The following is a 14,502-nucleotide window of genomic DNA, read 5'->3' as shown; positions in this document are numbered from 1 at the left end:
GGGGGTCAGGGCTTTTTGTCGGGGGTGGCTGCGTCGCTGGCGGCGGGTGCGGAGTGCGCGCCGTCCTTGGTGGCGTCCTTTGAGGCCTCCTTGGTGGGCAGGGCCGGCAGCACCGGCGCCCCCGTCACGCTGGGCAGCATGGCGTTGGGTGTGGGCTGCACGGTCTGCTGCACCCCCCGCAGGGTGTCGTAGCGACCGGCGGTGATGGCGTCGGCATCGGCCGCGTCGCGCACCACCACCGGGCGCAGGAAGACCATCAGATTGGTCTTTTTGCGCGTGCGGTTCTCACTCTTGAACAGGTTGCCCACCACGGGCAGGTCGCCCATCAGGGGGACCTTGTCGGCCGAGCCGGAGTATTCGTCCTGCATCAGACCGCCCAGCACCACGATGGAGCCGTCGTCCACCAGCACATTTGATTCGATGGAGCGTTTGTTGGTGGTGGGGCCGTTGGTGTCTTTCTTGGTGGAGGCGTCGATGCTGGACACCTCCTGGTAGATGGCCATCTTGACCGTGCCGTTCTCGCTGATCTGCGGCTTCACCCGCAGCGTCAGGCCCACGTCCTTGCGCTCCACGGTCTGGAACGGGTTGACGGTGCTGGTGCTGTTGTTGGTGCTGGTGTAGGTGCCGGTCACGAACGGTACGTTCTGGCCGATCACGATCTTGGCTTCTTCGTTGTCCAGGGTCAGCAGGTTGGGGGTGGAGAGCACGTTGCCGTCGCCGTTGTTCTCCAGGAACTGGGCCAGAAAGCCCAGCACGTACTGACCGTTGATCTTGCTGCCGATGCCGAAGTTAAAGCCGTTGCCCGGCAGCACCGTGCCCAGGGTGCTGGTGGATAGGCTCAGAATGTTGGCGCCTGCGGCGCTGGAGTTGGTGCCCAGCAGGCCCACGGTGCCGCCGGCACTGCCCAGCAGGCCCTGCCATTGCACCCCGAACTGGGCCACCTTGTTGGCGTTGACTTCGACGATCAGGCTTTCCACCAGCACCTGGGCACGGCGGCCGTCGAGGCGGTCGATGACCTCGCGCAGTTGCCGGTACTGCGGCTCGGGGGCCGAGATGATCAGCGAGTTGGTGGCCGGATCGGCCTGGATCTGCCCGCCGGTGGAGGGTTGCGCGCTGTTGCCGAAGCTGCTGGAAACACCGCTGCCCAGGCCACTGGTGCTGCCCGTGGTCGTGCTGCCAGTGGTGGTGCCTGGCGTGCTCAGGTTGCTGCTGGACAGAGGGGTGCCCGTGCTGCCGGTCAGCGTGCTGGCGCTGCCGGCGCTCCCATTGGCGGCCACCAGGGCGGCGCGCAGGGTGGTGGCCAGCTTGGTGGCATCGGCGTTTTTCAGGTAGACCACGTGGATGTTGCCCGAGGGGCCACCGCTGGCATTGGGCTGGTCCAGCTTGGCGACCAGTGAGCGCACCAGCGCCGCCCGGGCCGGGTTGGCCGCGCGCAGGATCAGGCTGTTGCTGCGCGGCTCGGCCAGCAGCGTGGTCTTGAACGAGGTGTCGGCCTGGCCCTGGGCGGCTGCGCCTGCGGCACCGCTGCCCGGGTCGATCAGGCGGTTGACCAGCACCACCAGATCGCTGGCCAGCGCGTGGCGCAGCGGGATCACGTCCACATCGCTGGCGTTGGGCACGTCCATCGAGGCGATGATGCGGGCCAGGCGCTGCAGGTTGTCGGCGTAGTCGGTGATGATGACCGAGTTGTTGCCCGGGTTGACGTTGATGGTGTTGTTCGGGCTGATCAGGGGACGCAGCACGGGCACCAGGTTGTTCGCGGTCTCGTAATTGAGCCGGAAGATCTGGGTCACGATCTGGCTGCCGGCCGGGCTGCGCTTGTCGGTCTCGCTGCTGGAGACGGTGACCGGACCACCCTGCAGTTTGGCCTCGGCCTCGGGCACCACCTTGTACAGGCCGCTGGCCTCGACCACGGTGAAGCCCTGCAGGCGCAGCGTGGCCAAGAATTGGGCCCAGGCCACGGCGGGCGAGACGGGCTTCTCGCTGGTCAGGGTCAGGGTGCCCTTGACGCGGGGGTCGATCACCAGGTTGCGCCCGGTGATCACGCCCAGGGTACGGGCCACGCCTTCGATCTCGGCGTTGGTGAAGTTCAGGGTCACGGGCTCGCCGGGTTTGGGCGAGGCCGCGTTTTGCGCCACGGCGGGCACGGCGCCCAGCAAGATGCTGGTGGCCAGCGAGAGGCAGGCCAGTCGAACGACGGTGCGGGTCGGGTGTGTCATGTCAAGAGCCCAAGGTGATGATGGAGCGCGCGCCGCGGCGCCGCCCGATGATGTTCAGCAGATTGTCCAGCGCCGCTTCGTGCTCGGGGGCCGCCTGGGCCGCGCCTTCAAAGCGCAGGCGCGAGCCCACCCATTGCCCTTGGCCTTCGAGCAGCAGGCTGCCTTCCAGTGTTTTCAGCTGCAGGGTGGGGCTGTCGCCGCCTTGCAGGGTCACGCGGTAGCTGCCCATCGGCTTGAGGGTGGACAGGCGTGAGGACACATCGCGGGCCTCGACCTGCAACTGGCCGTCGAGGTGGGCGCGCCCTGCGATCCATTGCAGCTGCAGGCCCTGGCTGGCCAGCTCCAGCCGACCTTGCACCTGCAGGGTGTTGAATGGGGTGCCCAGGCCGTTGAGCAAGGCGGCCGGCCAGTGCGAGTGGTGATCTTGCACCTGCACGGTGGCGCCAGCCCAGTTGGGGCTGAGCCGGATCTGCAGGGCGGGCTCGGTGCAGCACGGCAGGCTCAGGCTCACGCCCAGCCCTTGCAGCGAGGGCTGAAGCTGCCATTGCAGACGCCCCGGCAGGGTGCTGCGGTCCTGGCTGTCGCTGCCGCCCGTCAGCACCAGTTGGGCCGAGCCGTTCCAGACCGTGCCGCGGGGCAGCAGCAGCTGGACCTGATCATGGCTGAGTTGTTGCACGGTATCCGCCAGCCAGCGGGCCGGAGCACCCAGCACGGCACTGAGCAGCGCGCCGCACAGGGCGCCTGCCCAGGCCCAACGCCGGCCCGGCGAGCGTGGGCGCGCCGGAGCCTGGGCCCGACGGGGGTGGGCAGAGGGGGGCGACAGAAGGGGGCGCAGGCGCATGGGAACGGACGCGGCCCCTCAGGCCGGGGGCAGTGCCAGCACCAGGCTGCCATCCCAGGCGGGCTCGGCCACCGCAGGGGCCGGCCGGCCGGCGGAGGCGCCCGGATTGTTGGGGTTGCCACCGGGGGCGGCGTTGCTGCGGCTCAGGCGCACCTCGGCAGGCAACACGCGGGCGTTGGCCCGGGCCTGGCTCAGCCATTGCGCCAAGGCGGTGGCGGGCACGGCCTTGAGCACCAGGGTGGCGCGTTCGCCCTGCATCGTGAGCTGGCCGCCCGCGCCCAGGCGCTGGCGCACGCTGGCCTCCAGGGCTTGCAGGGCCTCCTGGCGCGACAGCCGGGTTTGCTGCTGCAGCTCGCGGGCCTGGCTTTGCAGGCTTTGCATCTGCTGCCATTGGGCGTCCAGCGCGTGCTGACGGGTTTCGGTGCTGCGCAGGGTGCGCAGGGCCGGGGCCAGTCCCACCCACCAGAACAGGGCCAGGGCCAGCACCAGGGTTGCCAGCAGCAGCGCCTGGCGCTCGCGTGCGGCCAGGGTCTGCCAGCGTTGCTGCAGGGCTTTTTGCAGGGCTTGGGGGGTCATGGGCGGGCCTCCTGGCGGACGATCCATTGTTCGCCTTCTGGCTGGCCACCGTAGCCACGTTGGCGCAGGCGTTCACGGGTCTGCTCGGTTTCTTCAGCACTCAGGTTGAGGCCGCGCAGGCGCAACTCGCCATTGGCGTAGTCGATGTGGCTGGCCTGGCGCCCGGGGGGCAGGGCCAGCGCCAGGGCGCCCATCAGGGTTTCAAAGTCGTTGCCGGCGGCCTGGCCCGCAGCCTGGCGCAAGGCGCTGACCTCGCGGGCCATCTGGACCGGGGCATCGACCACCACGGTGACCGATGGGAAGGTGCGGGTCAGGGTCTGGCGGATGTCGGCTTCACGCTGGCGCAGGTTCTGGCTTTCCTTCCAGGCCCAGGCGTTCAGGCCAGCCAACTGGGCCAACAGCAGTGCGGCCACGCCCCAGCGCACCGGGCGCCAGGCGGGGGCCTGCCAGACCGCCTGCAGGGCACGCACCCCCTGGCGGGTGAGTCGGTTGCGCTGGGTGCTGGCAAAGCTTTGCTGGGCCAGTTCCCAGGGGCCGGCGGCCGCCTCAAGCCAGCGGGTGGCTGGTGGCTCCAGGCTCACGGCCTGGCCCAGCAGTGCCTCGGCCGCCTGGGCCAGCGCCGGCTCGGCGCACAGCCGGGTGCCTTCGGGCAGCGTCGGCAGGTCGAGCAAGGGGTTCTCGTTGTGCTCGTGCAGGGGCCAACTGAGGACGGGGCTGGTGGCATCCCGCCCGGTCAGTACCCAGCGGGGGCCTTGTTCGTCGGGGTTGCTCGCCTGCACGGCGCGCAGAACCGGTTGGGCCTCGGCGTGGGCGGCGGGCCAGAGTTCGGGGACGATGCGGGTCACGCTGCGACCCGCGGCTTCCAGGGCTTGCAGGGCTGCGCTCAACCAGGCCCGATTGCACACGGCCACCCATTGCGGACGACCGGCTTCGGGCACCGGGCCCAGCGCCAGATGCAACTGGTTGGGCTCATCCAGCAAACGTTCTTCCAGCAGGCCCTCCAGCACGGCCTGAAGGCGCGCACTGCCCGGACCGGTGCCACGGGGCAGGTCGACGGGCTGCCAGGAGAGCTGTTGCAACGGCACCACGGCCACCACCTCGACCGGCCGCGTGGGTTGCGGCAGCAGGGCAGCCGTGGCCGTGCCTTGCTGCAACACGGTGCGGCCATCGGGCGTGAGAAGGTAGGCCCATTCGGTGCTGGCGCCAGGGGCGCCATCGGGCAGGTAGACGATCAGGGTGCTCATGGGAGATTGTGGCGGCCCATTGTAGAGAGGAGATGTGAAGGTTCGGCGGCAGCCGCTTGGGCCATTCGGGGGCTCAGGGCGGCGTCGGGTTGGGCGCCACGGTATCGAATTGGCCGCGTTCGCGCCACAGGGTTTGAACTTCCATGTTGGTGCGGCGCACCAGAGAGCGCTCTTGCACCCGGGTGTCGCCCAGGCGCAGGCGGCCCAGCACCTCGAAATAGCGGCTGCTGATGCTGTGCTCAGCTTCGCTGAGTTGGCTGGCGGCGTCGCCCATCAGGGCGCCCGCATCGCTGATGGCTTTGAACGGGGTGCGGGTTCGTTGCGTGACCAGGCGTTGGGCGGTGGCCATGTCCAGGGTGCGTACGCTGGCGTAGATCACCTCGGCGGGGGCGGTGTTGAGGTTGACCGGCGTGCGCTCGGGCAACAGGGTGACATACGGGCGCAGGCGGGCCAGGGTGTTGGCGCTGAGGCCGTAGGTCAGCAATTGGTCGAGCCGCTGGGCCGGCAGGGGGGCGCTGGTGTCCTGGGCTTTTTGTGCCAGCAGCAGGTTCTGCTCCAGGGTGGTGAGTTGGGATTCGGGCAGGCCCAGCAGGTCAAACAGCTTGCTGGTGGCCCGGTGGGCCGATTCGCTGAGTTGCTTGTTGTTGATCAGGTTCTGCAGGTTGAGGCGGCCTTGCTGGTCGGTGATGGCGCCCGACAGAAAGGCCTCGCTGAGGTCTTTGTCGTCACTGGCCGTGTTGCTCTGGTCGGCGGCCAGAAAGCTGGAAAGCCGGGCCTCTTGCAGGGGAATGGCCCAGGGTTCTGACAAGGTATCGGGGCCGCCGCTGCGGGCGTCTTCGCGCAGGATCAGGCGCGACCAGTCGAGGGCGCCGGTCAGGATCCAGCTGGATTGCACGCGGGCGCGTTCGGCGCTTTCCACCTCGACAGCACGCCATTGCTGCCACAGCGCTCCGGCGGCCAGGGTGGCCACCAGGGTGACGGTGAGCATGGCGGCCAGCAGGGCGGCGCCGCGCTGCTGCGCCGCAAGGGGGCCAGGGCACTGGGTGGGGCGGTGGCGCAGGCTCATGACTTGTCTCCGCCCAGGATGGGGCGCACCCAATCGCGCGTGATGCGCCCGGACACGGCCTGACCGGGGGGCAGGGTGATGAGCAGGCGCACACCCTGGGGCAGCTTGTTGTCGGCTTTGCCGTCAGCTGTCTTGCCATCGGGGGCGGGAGGGGGGCCAGCGTTGCCGCCCGGGTTGTTGCTGGCATCACTGGACATCGGGTTGGTCCAGGCGTCCTGGCGGTAATAGAAGATCTGCCAGTCGTTGGCGGGGGTGATGAGCACCTCGCGTTGGCGCTGGGTCTGGTCGGGGTTCTGGCCCCAGAGGGCGGCCATCTGCCAGGCGTTCTGCCAATCGCCCCGGGTGCTGAGCGGCGGCGACTGCCAGCGCAGCCATTGGCCGTTGGCGCCGGGGTTGCGCAGGGTCCAGCCGACCACAAGGGTGGCCTCGGGTTGATTGGGCGGGCCCTGGCGGGTGAGGCGCAGCACCCGCCCGTCCCAGTCGATGGCGGTGATGTCGGGCAGATCGACCAGGGCCTCCAGGTCGGCTTGCCACTGGCCCAGACCCGACTGCAGGGCCAGGGTCTGTTCGCTGTGCTGGTCGGTCTGGCGCAGGGTGCGCATCATGCCGTCCAGGCCCTGCCAGCTCAGCACGGCCATCATGGCCATCACCGATAGCGCGATGAGCAGCTCGACCAGGGTGAAGCCCCGTGAGCGGTTCTGGGGGTGTTTCATCTCAATAGCGTCCGACCACGGTGGAAAGTCGGACCACCGGTTGGCCGTCTTCGTTGAAGGTCTGCACGTCGACGCGGCGGAAACTTGGGTTGGGGGTGGCGCGCACCGTCACATGCACGGGCAGGGCGCGGCCGCCCTGTTCGCAGTTCAGGTCGCTGTCGCCCACGCTGGGCATCTGGCGCGACAGGCGTGTTTTCACCAATTCGTTTTCGGCGCACAGGTGGCCCAGCAGGGTGTCGACCTGGCGACTGGCGTTGCGTGTCAGGGCCGAACTGGCCTGCGCACCCGCCAGCAAGGCGATGGCCACGATGCTCAGGGCCACCATCACTTCGATCAGGGTGAAGCCCTGGGGGCGGCAGGGGCGTTGGCGGCGGGTCATGGTTCGCTGCCGACGGTGAAGGGGCGCAGACCGTCGGTGGCCAGGCGCAGGCTGCGTCCGGGGGCTTCGCTGTTGACCAGGGTGAGCTGCTGGGGGCCGATCACGGGTTCGGGGCCCAGGTTCAGGCGCAAGGGTGTGGGCAAGGCCTGGGTGTTGGGCGACAGCCATTGCTGCGGCATCGAACCCTCAGGCAGACCGGTGAAGGTGAAGCCTTGGGGGGTGGTCACCCACTGGACGGCCACGCCGCTGGCGCGCGAGCGTGCCCGGGCGGTGTCCAGCAGGGCCGCCAGGCGCTGGGCTTCGCGCTCCAGCTGGGTCTGGCTGTTGTCGCGCAGGGCCATGGCCACGCCGGCACTGGCCAGGGCCATGATGCTGATGACGATCAGCAACTCGATCAGCGTGAAGCCCCGTGGCGTGCGCGGCGCGGTTGCCAGGGTGTTCATGGGGGCGGTCTGCAAGAGCGCTGGGGCGCCCTGGCGGTGTTCACTGCCAACTGCCGATGTCGGCGTCTTTGCCCTCGCCGCCGGATTGGCCATCGGCGCCAAAGGACATCACGTCAATCTCGCCCTTGATGCCCGGGTTCAGGTACTGGTAAGGACGGCCCCAGGGGTCGTTGGGCAGCTTTTCGAGGTAAGGCTTCCAGTTGGGGGGCACCGGGGCGGTGGTGGGGCGGGCGATCAGGGCACGCAGGCCTTGTTCCGCGGTGGGGTAGCGCTGGTTGTCCAGGCGGTACAGCTTGAGGGCCTGGACCAGGTTGTTCACGTCGGTGCGCGCGGCGGTGGCGCGGGCGTCATCGGCCCGGTCCAGCACGTTGGGCACGATCAGGGCGGCCAGCACGCCGATGATGACCAGCACGACCATCAGTTCAATGAGGGTGAAGCCGGCCTGGACGCGACGGCGAAGGTGATGGAGGGGGCGGTTCATGGGCGAAGTGGGCAAAAAAGCGGATAGGTCTGGAAGAGCTGAACTTGAAATCGCTTGAATCATAATCCGCACATGATGACATCTTCGACCTTGTCCCCGGCACAGCGCTGGGTGATCCGCAGCTCGTCCTTTACAGTCTGGGCGCTTGCCGCGGCATCGGCCGTGTTCTGGGGCCTGCGGCTCGCGCAACCGGCGCCGGTGCCCTCGGTCGAGGTGGCGGCCGGGGCCGCCCTGGAGGCTGACCCGGCCGCGGTGGCGCGTTTCCTTGGTGCCACCCAGGGGCCCGCTGCCGCGCTGCCCGGGGCCCCCGCCCTGGCCAGTCGCCTGAGCCTGATCGGCGTGGTGGCAGATGGTCATCAATGGGGCGCGGCCCTGATTTCGGTGGACGGCAAGCCTGCCCATCCCTACCGGGTGGGCACGGCGCTGGAAGACGGTGTGGTGCTGCTGGCGGTGGAGCGTCGGCGTGCCTTGCTGGGCCCTTCACGCGATGCCGAACCCACGCTGACGCTGGAGTTGCCGGCGCTCAAGAAGCCCTGAACGGCCTCTGCGCTGGGCCGGGTGGGCCCAGATCCAGGCATTCGATCTGGCCGTAGCCGATGCTGTGGCTGGGCCAATCCCGGGCTTCGTGCAGCGTCTGGATGCCCTGGCGCAGCAGGTGCACGGCCCGGATCACCCCGGCGTGGGTGAGCCAGACGGCATGACCGCTGGCAGCGGTTTGGGCTCGGGTGTTGTGCAAAGCCTGGGCCACCCGGCGCATCACGTCGTTGACGCTTTCCCCACCGCCTGGCCGGTGGTGGCCGAAGTCTTGCACCCAGGCATCGAGCGCGGGGGCGCCCAGGGTGTCCCAGCGCTGCCCTTCCCACGAGCCAAAGTCCATCTCGGCCAGGTCGAGGTCGGTGCGGGCTATCAGATCCGGGCGGGCTTTGCACAGTTGTTGCGCCAGCTTTTCGCATCTTTGCCGCGGCGATACGCGCAAATGGGCTCCCGGTGGCAGTTGGCGAGCCAGGTTGATGGCCAACTCAGCGGTCTGGGCCGGGTCGACCTCGACGTCGAGTCGACCGTAACACAGCGGGTCGGCTGCCATGGGGCGGGCGTGGCGCACCAGCCAGAGCTTCATGTCAGGCTGGGCTGCGCCAGGGTGCAGGCCAGCGCCAGGTAGCAGGCCAGTTCACACACCTGCTGCGTGGCGCCCAGGCAGTCGCCGGTAAAGCCTTGCAGGCGGCGGGCGAACAGGCGCCACATCCAGCCCAGCGCCAGCATACTGCCCAGCAGGGCGGCCCCCACGAACACCGGGCCGAAAGCCCAGGCGCACAAGGCCAAGGGGGGCAGACACCACAGTCCGGCCACTCCCAGAGCGCCGGCGCTGATCTGATCGGCCAGCGGTTTGCTTTTGGATCGGGCGGTGTCACCCACATGGGGCAGTCGGCGCACCAGGATCAGGGGCCAGAAGCGTGACAGCACATGCCCCAGCAGCAGGGCGGCGAGGGTGTTGGCCAGGCCGGAGTGCCCCAGCCAGGCCAGCAGGGCCACCTTGGCCAGCAGGGCCAGTTGCAGCGCCATGGCACCGAAGGCCCCAACGCGCGAGTCTTTCATGATGTCCAGGGCCCGCTCCCGGTCGTAGCTGCCGCCCAGGCCGTCGGCGACATCGGCCAGACCATCTTCGTGGAAGCCGCCGGTCATCAGGATGGTGGCCAGGGTGGCGCCCACGGCGGCCACCAGCGGGGTGCCGGCCTGGGCGCCCAACACGCTGCTCAGGGCCCACCAGACGGCTGCAGCCAAGCCGGCCGCCAACCAGCCGATGGACGGAAAATGGGCTGCGCTGGCGCGCAGCATGGCCGGGCTGTAGCCCACCCAGTTGGCCAACCGGCCCGTGACCGGAATGCGGGTGAAGAACTGGACGGCCAGCAGCCAGTGGCGCAATCCCTTCATACCGGGTGCCGTGCCAGCATCGTCATTGCTGCAGGAACATGCGGTAGACCGGGTTCTGGGTTTCCTCGATGCAGGGGTAGCCCAGGCTGGCCAGGAAGCGGTCGAACGCCTTGTGATCGGCCGCAGGCACCTGCAGGCCGACCAGAATGCGGCCATAGTCGGCGCCCTGGTTGCGGTAGTGGAACAGGCTGATGTTCCAGTTGGGCTTCATGAGGCTCAGGAACTTCAGCAGCGCGCCCGGGCGCTCGGGGAACACGAAGCGCAGCAGGCGTTCATCCTGCGCCAGGGCCGAGTGGCCGCCCACCATGTGGCGGATGTGCTCCTTGGCCAGTTCGTCGTGCGTCAGGTCCAGGGCTTCAAAACCCTGCTTTTTGAAGTTCTTGGCAATCTTGGTCGATTCGCCCGGGCCGGTGGTGGTCAGGCCCACAAACACGTGGGCACGGGCCGAGTCGCTGATGCGGTAGTTGAATTCGGTGACATTGCGCGGGCCGCCCGGCAGGTTGCCCACGGTTTCGCAGAAGCGGCGGAAGCTGCCGCGTTCTTCGGGGATGGTGACGGCGAACAGGGCCTCGCGCTCCTCACCCACTTCGGCTCGCTCGGCCACGAAGCGCAGGCGGTCGAAGTTCATGTTGGCGCCGCAAAGGATGGCGGCGTAGGTCTCGCCCTTGGTCTTGTGGGTGGCGACGTACTGCTTGATCGCGGCCACGGCCAGGGCGCCGGCCGGTTCGACAATGCTGCGGGTGTCGACGAAGATGTCCTTGATGGCGGCGCACACGGCGTCGGTGTCGACGGCGATGTAGTCGTCCACCAGGCTCTTGGCCACGCGGTAGGTCTCTTCGCCGACCAGTTTGACGGCCGTGCCATCCGAGAACAGGCCCACGTCAGGCAACGTGACGCGTTTCTTGGCGCTCACCGACTGCATCATGGCGTCTGAATCGTTCATCTGAACGCCGATCACCTTGATCTCGGGGCGCACCGCCTTGATGTAGTTGGCCACGCCCGAGATCAGGCCGCCACCGCCGATGGCCACGAACACCGCATCCAGGCGCCGCGAGCCCAGCCCTTGCAACTGGCGCAGGATCTCCATCGCGATGGTGCCCTGGCCAGCGATCACGTCGGGATCGTCAAAAGGGTGGACGAAGGTGAGGCCCTGCTTCTTCTCCAGTTCGACGGAGTGGCCGTAGGCATCGGAGTAGCTGTCGCCGAACAAAACCACTTCGCCGCCCAGACCGCGCACGGCGTCGATCTTGAGTTGAGGGGTGGTGGTGGGCATCACAATCACGGCCCGGGTGCCCAGTTTGCGAGCGCTCATCGCCACGCCTTGGGCATGGTTGCCCGCAGAGGCGCAAATCACACCGCGCTTGAGTTGCTCGGGCGTGAGGTGGGCCATCTTGTTGTAGGCCCCGCGCAGCTTGAAGCTGAAGACCGGCTGCTGGTCTTCTCGCTTGAGCAGCACGGTGTTGTGCAAACGCTTGCTGAGGTTGCGCGCGGGCTCCAGCGCGGACTCGACGGCCACGTCATAGACGCGTGCGGTGAGGATTTTTTTGAGGTAATCGGCCGGTTTGAGTGCTTTGACGGTCATTGCGCTAAAGAGTGTAGATCGCGCGGGGCCTCAGACTGGCCGCATCAGACGTCAGGAAAGCCCCGGGCGGGCCCAGATCATAGGGCACCAAGAAAAAAGCCCCGAGTCGTGAGACTCGGGGCTAAATCCACCAAAGGAGGAGGTGGAGGAGACAATCGGTGCGTGAAGAACAGAGTTCGTTACGCGATGTAGGAAGTGTAGCGATAATTTGTTGCGATGCAACAAGGAATTTGTATCAACTTGCTGCTGGCTCAGAACTAGTAGCGAGATTGATCCACTATTAGCTGATTTGATGAGGTGATGGCATGGAATGCACAGTGAGTTGGACTGGCGCGGCAGGCACGCGTTCGGGCATGGGCTTTGTGGCGGAAACCGGCAGCGGTCACGCGGTGATGATGGATGGCGCGCCAGATGCTGCCAAGCCTGAAAACGGGGGCCAGAACCTGGCCCCTCGGCCCATGGAAATGGTGCTAGCGGGCACGGGGGGGTGCACGGCTTACGACGTGGTGCTGATCCTCAAGCGGGGACGTCACGATGTGCGGGGGTGTTCGGTCAAGCTCAGCAGCGAGCGCGCCGACACTGATCCCAAGGTGTTCACCAAGATCCACATGCAGTTCACAGTGACCGGGCGAGGCATTCCGTCGGCTGCGATCGAGCGCGCCATCGCCATGAGCCACGACAAATACTGCTCGGCCAGCATCATGCTGGGCAAGACGGCCGAAATCACCACCGGGTTCGACCTCGTCGAGGTCTGAGCCCAGGCGCTGCAGCCGCTCAGATGTAGTGGGCGGTGCGGGTCATCACCTTGGCGGCCAGGCGCATCAGTGCTTTCGCTGGCGGCGGCAGTTCCACTGCGCCTGCCATTTGGGCCTCGTGGGCGTGGCGCTCTTCATCCACCTTCATCTGCGCCACGATGGCGCGTGAGGCTTCGTCATCTGCGGGCAGGCGGTCCAGGTGACTTTGCAGGTGTTCTGCCACCTGTTTTTCGGTTTCAACCACGAAACCCAGGCTGACTGCATCACTGATGCGTCCGGCCACCAGGCCCAGGGTGAAAGCGCCGGCATACCAGAGCGGATTCAGAATACTCACCCGGTCGCCCAACTCGTCAAGGCGCTGTCGCGTCCAGGCCAAGTGGTCGGTTTCTTCGTGAGCTGCGCGCTCGAAATGGGCCTTCAGTGCAGGGTTGCGTGTGGACGCTGCCTGGGCCGTGTAAAGGGCCTGGGCGCAGACCTCTCCGACATGATTCACCCGCATCAGGGCGGCAGACAGCGCCTTGTCCTCCGGGCGTTCAGGGCTGCGGTCCTCTGCACGGGCCGGGTGGGGGGTCGCGCTGTGATGTTTGGCGTACAGCGTGCGCAATACCGCATCAGCGGTGCTGAGGAAGCGATCCATGGCTAGTGTCGGGCTGAGATGTCAGTCCGTTCCAGTGTTGTCGGCAAATCGGGCTTGAAGTTTAGTCCGTTGGGGGATCCCGGTGTTTGATCCTGAGCAGGAATGGGCTTCGTCGTTTTGTTGCACAGGTGCAACGAAATCGCCAGGCAGGCCCGGTTTGGGGGTTATTTCCTTTGCGCGGATGCCGCACGTCTGTTGCAATAGCGAGAACTTCCATCAAGGAGGTTGGCCCGGGGAACCGGCGGATCGCAGTTGTGGCAGCACCCTGCGGTTCTTCGAACCGGCGCCCTATGTTTAACCTTGGAGAAACTCGCAATGAAAAAATCCCTGATTGCACTGGCAGTGCTGGCTGCTTCCGGCGCCGCTATGGCTCAATCTTCTGTGACCCTGTTCGGCGTTCTGGACCTGGGCTACGAAAACGTCAAGACCCAAGCTGGCCGCGTTTCCGGCATCTCTCCTTCGGCTAACAGCTCCAGCCGTCTGGGCTTCAAGGGCACCGAAGACCTGGGTGGCGGCCTGGCCGCTTCCTTCCACCTGGAAGCCGCTCTGAACCCCGCTTCGGGCATCGGCTCTTCGGGCACCTCCACCAAGAACCAAGGCGCTGACGTTGCCGCTGGTGGCCTGACCTTCAACCGTCGTTCCACCCTGAGCCTGTCGGGCAACTTCGGTGAACTGCGTATTGGCCGCGACTACACCCCGTCGTTCTGGAACACCGCTGTGTTCGATCCGTTCGGTGCTAACAGCGTTGGCGCCACCCTGGCCAACTACTCTGGCAACGGCCTGGGCCCGACTTTCGTTCGCGCTTCGAACTCCATCGGCTACTTCCTGCCGGGCAAGCTGGGCGGTTTCTACGGCCAAGGCATGTACGCTTTCGGCAACCGCGCTGACAACGAAGTCACCAGCGGTCTGGACACCTCCAAGAACGGCACCTACACCGGCGGCCGTATCGGCTACGCTCAAGGCCCGATCGATGTGGCTGTTGCTTACGCCAAGACCAAGTACGCCAACGGCCGTACCGTTGACACTGGCCTGGGCTTCGCTACCACCACCGCTGGCGATTTCACCGACACCAACTTCGGCGCTTCCTATGACTTCGGCGTTGCCAAGGCCATGGGTACCATCACCAACCAAAAGATCGCTACTGCTACCGGCGACAAGGCTGTCAAGGGCTGGTCCATCGGTGCTAACGCTCCCGTGGGCGCTGGCAACGTGCTGGCTCAGTACAGCGCTATCAAGCTGGACGGCGGCAAGTCTGACAAGTGGTCCTTCGGCTACACCTACAACCTGAGCAAGCGCACTGCCGTGTACGGTATCTTCGCTCGCGTCGGCAACTCTGGTGGCGCTGTCACCACCGCTGGCTCGTTCAGCTCGGGTTCGCTGAGCGCCGTTTCGGGTGCTGTGAACGCCAACCAATCGTCGACCGGCTTCGGCGTGGGTCTGCGTACCTCCTTCTAATTGGTGGCTGGCGTAAGCCAGCTTCTGATCAGAAATCAACCCTGCTGCGGCAACGCAGCGGGGTTTTTTGCTTTCTGAAGCCAGTGTCGGATGCCGGAGCCAAGCCAAGAGGGATGAGCTGACACCCGGAGCTCAGACAGGACATCATGAGCGGTCCGGTGGTGCTGTGATGTCGGGGCGCA

General features: G+C 66.9%; 16 protein-coding genes. 3 read left to right on the top strand and 13 right to left on the bottom strand.

The features are described from left to right. Positions 1-5: 5 nt before the first annotated feature. The 9 genes from gspD to gspG form a co-directional block, all read right to left on the bottom strand. Entirely contained in the window at positions 6-2,219 is a 2,214-nt protein-coding gene (gspD, locus tag AC3WUT_RS12450) for a type II secretion system secretin GspD (RefSeq protein WP_492347379.1), read from the bottom strand. 1 nt (position 2,220) lies between these two features. Continuing rightward, on the bottom strand, positions 2,221-3,060 hold the full coding sequence (gene gspN, locus AC3WUT_RS12445; RefSeq protein ID WP_492347378.1) for a type II secretion system protein N: 840 nt from the start codon (positions 3,058-3,060) through the stop codon (positions 2,221-2,223). Between the two features lie 18 nt (positions 3,061-3,078). Beyond that, a complete protein-coding gene (locus tag AC3WUT_RS12440; RefSeq protein ID WP_492347377.1) occupies positions 3,079-3,636 on the bottom strand; it encodes a type II secretion system protein M in 558 nt (185 codons plus the stop codon). Then, on the bottom strand, positions 3,633-4,880 hold the full coding sequence (gene gspL / locus AC3WUT_RS12435) for a type II secretion system protein GspL (protein WP_492347376.1): 1,248 nt from the start codon (positions 4,878-4,880) through the stop codon (positions 3,633-3,635). Before gspL ends, AC3WUT_RS12440 begins: the two co-directional genes overlap by 4 nt. Before the next feature lie 73 nt (positions 4,881-4,953). Beyond that, complete coding sequence (gene gspK / locus AC3WUT_RS12430; RefSeq protein WP_492347375.1) at positions 4,954-5,946, bottom strand: type II secretion system minor pseudopilin GspK; 993 nt, start codon at positions 5,944-5,946, stop codon at positions 4,954-4,956. Further along, positions 5,943-6,659, bottom strand: a complete 717-nt coding sequence (locus AC3WUT_RS12425; RefSeq protein WP_492347374.1) for a PulJ/GspJ family protein — start codon at positions 6,657-6,659, stop codon at positions 5,943-5,945. The genes gspK and AC3WUT_RS12425 overlap by 4 nt, the downstream gene beginning before the upstream one ends. 1 nt (position 6,660) lies before the next feature. Then, the gene (gene gspI, locus AC3WUT_RS12420) at positions 6,661-7,038 is read right to left on the bottom strand and encodes a type II secretion system minor pseudopilin GspI (RefSeq protein WP_492347373.1); all 378 of its coding nucleotides are present in this window, start codon (positions 7,036-7,038) and stop codon (positions 6,661-6,663) included. Continuing rightward, positions 7,035-7,481, bottom strand: a complete 447-nt coding sequence (locus tag AC3WUT_RS12415) for a pilus assembly FimT family protein (RefSeq protein WP_492347372.1) — start codon at positions 7,479-7,481, stop codon at positions 7,035-7,037. The genes gspI and AC3WUT_RS12415 overlap by 4 nt, the downstream gene beginning before the upstream one ends. A gap of 40 nt (positions 7,482-7,521) precedes the next feature. Then, a complete protein-coding gene (gene gspG / locus AC3WUT_RS12410) occupies positions 7,522-7,962 on the bottom strand; it encodes a type II secretion system major pseudopilin GspG (RefSeq protein WP_492347371.1) in 441 nt (146 codons plus the stop codon). Between the two features lie 72 nt (positions 7,963-8,034). Here gspG and AC3WUT_RS12405 point away from each other — a divergent pair, with 72 nt between their 5' ends. Then, on the top strand, positions 8,035-8,499 hold the full coding sequence (locus AC3WUT_RS12405) for a type II secretion system protein N (RefSeq protein ID WP_492347370.1): 465 nt from the start codon (positions 8,035-8,037) through the stop codon (positions 8,497-8,499). Here AC3WUT_RS12405 and AC3WUT_RS12400 read toward each other — a convergent pair. Genes AC3WUT_RS12400 through ilvA form a run of 3 tightly spaced genes read right to left on the bottom strand, consistent with a single transcriptional unit; the run spans position 8,486 to position 11,473 of the window. Further along, a complete protein-coding gene (locus AC3WUT_RS12400) occupies positions 8,486-9,079 on the bottom strand; it encodes a histidine phosphatase family protein (protein ID WP_492347369.1) in 594 nt (197 codons plus the stop codon). The two genes, AC3WUT_RS12405 and AC3WUT_RS12400, sit on opposite strands and share 14 nt — an antisense overlap. Then, positions 9,076-9,891 (bottom strand): adenosylcobinamide-GDP ribazoletransferase, encoded by an 816-nt coding sequence (locus AC3WUT_RS12395; RefSeq protein ID WP_492347368.1) that lies wholly within the window; start codon positions 9,889-9,891, stop codon positions 9,076-9,078. Before AC3WUT_RS12395 ends, AC3WUT_RS12400 begins: the two co-directional genes overlap by 4 nt. A 22-nt stretch (positions 9,892-9,913) precedes the next feature. After that, on the bottom strand, positions 9,914-11,473 hold the full coding sequence (ilvA, locus tag AC3WUT_RS12390) for a threonine ammonia-lyase, biosynthetic (protein ID WP_492347367.1): 1,560 nt from the start codon (positions 11,471-11,473) through the stop codon (positions 9,914-9,916). A gap of 305 nt (positions 11,474-11,778) precedes the next feature. Here ilvA and AC3WUT_RS12385 point away from each other — a divergent pair, with 305 nt between their 5' ends. Beyond that, positions 11,779-12,228, top strand: coding sequence for an OsmC family protein (locus tag AC3WUT_RS12385; protein ID WP_492347366.1), 450 nt, complete (start codon positions 11,779-11,781; stop codon positions 12,226-12,228). 19 nt (positions 12,229-12,247) lie between these two features. On the opposite strand, the gene coq7 is transcribed toward AC3WUT_RS12385, so the two are convergent. After that, complete coding sequence (gene coq7, locus AC3WUT_RS12380) at positions 12,248-12,865, bottom strand: 2-polyprenyl-3-methyl-6-methoxy-1,4-benzoquinone monooxygenase (protein WP_027478459.1); 618 nt, start codon at positions 12,863-12,865, stop codon at positions 12,248-12,250. Between the two features lie 315 nt (positions 12,866-13,180). Here coq7 and AC3WUT_RS12375 point away from each other — a divergent pair, with 315 nt between their 5' ends. After that, positions 13,181-14,320, top strand: coding sequence for a porin (locus tag AC3WUT_RS12375; protein WP_492347365.1), 1,140 nt, complete (start codon positions 13,181-13,183; stop codon positions 14,318-14,320). Positions 14,321-14,502: the final 182 nt, after the last annotated feature.

It is taken from the genome of Curvibacter sp. EU05-FHT14A10 (assembly GCF_058791075.1).
The sequence above is the reverse complement of the archived record's forward strand: the minus strand, read 5'-3'. Positions and strand labels throughout refer to the sequence as shown.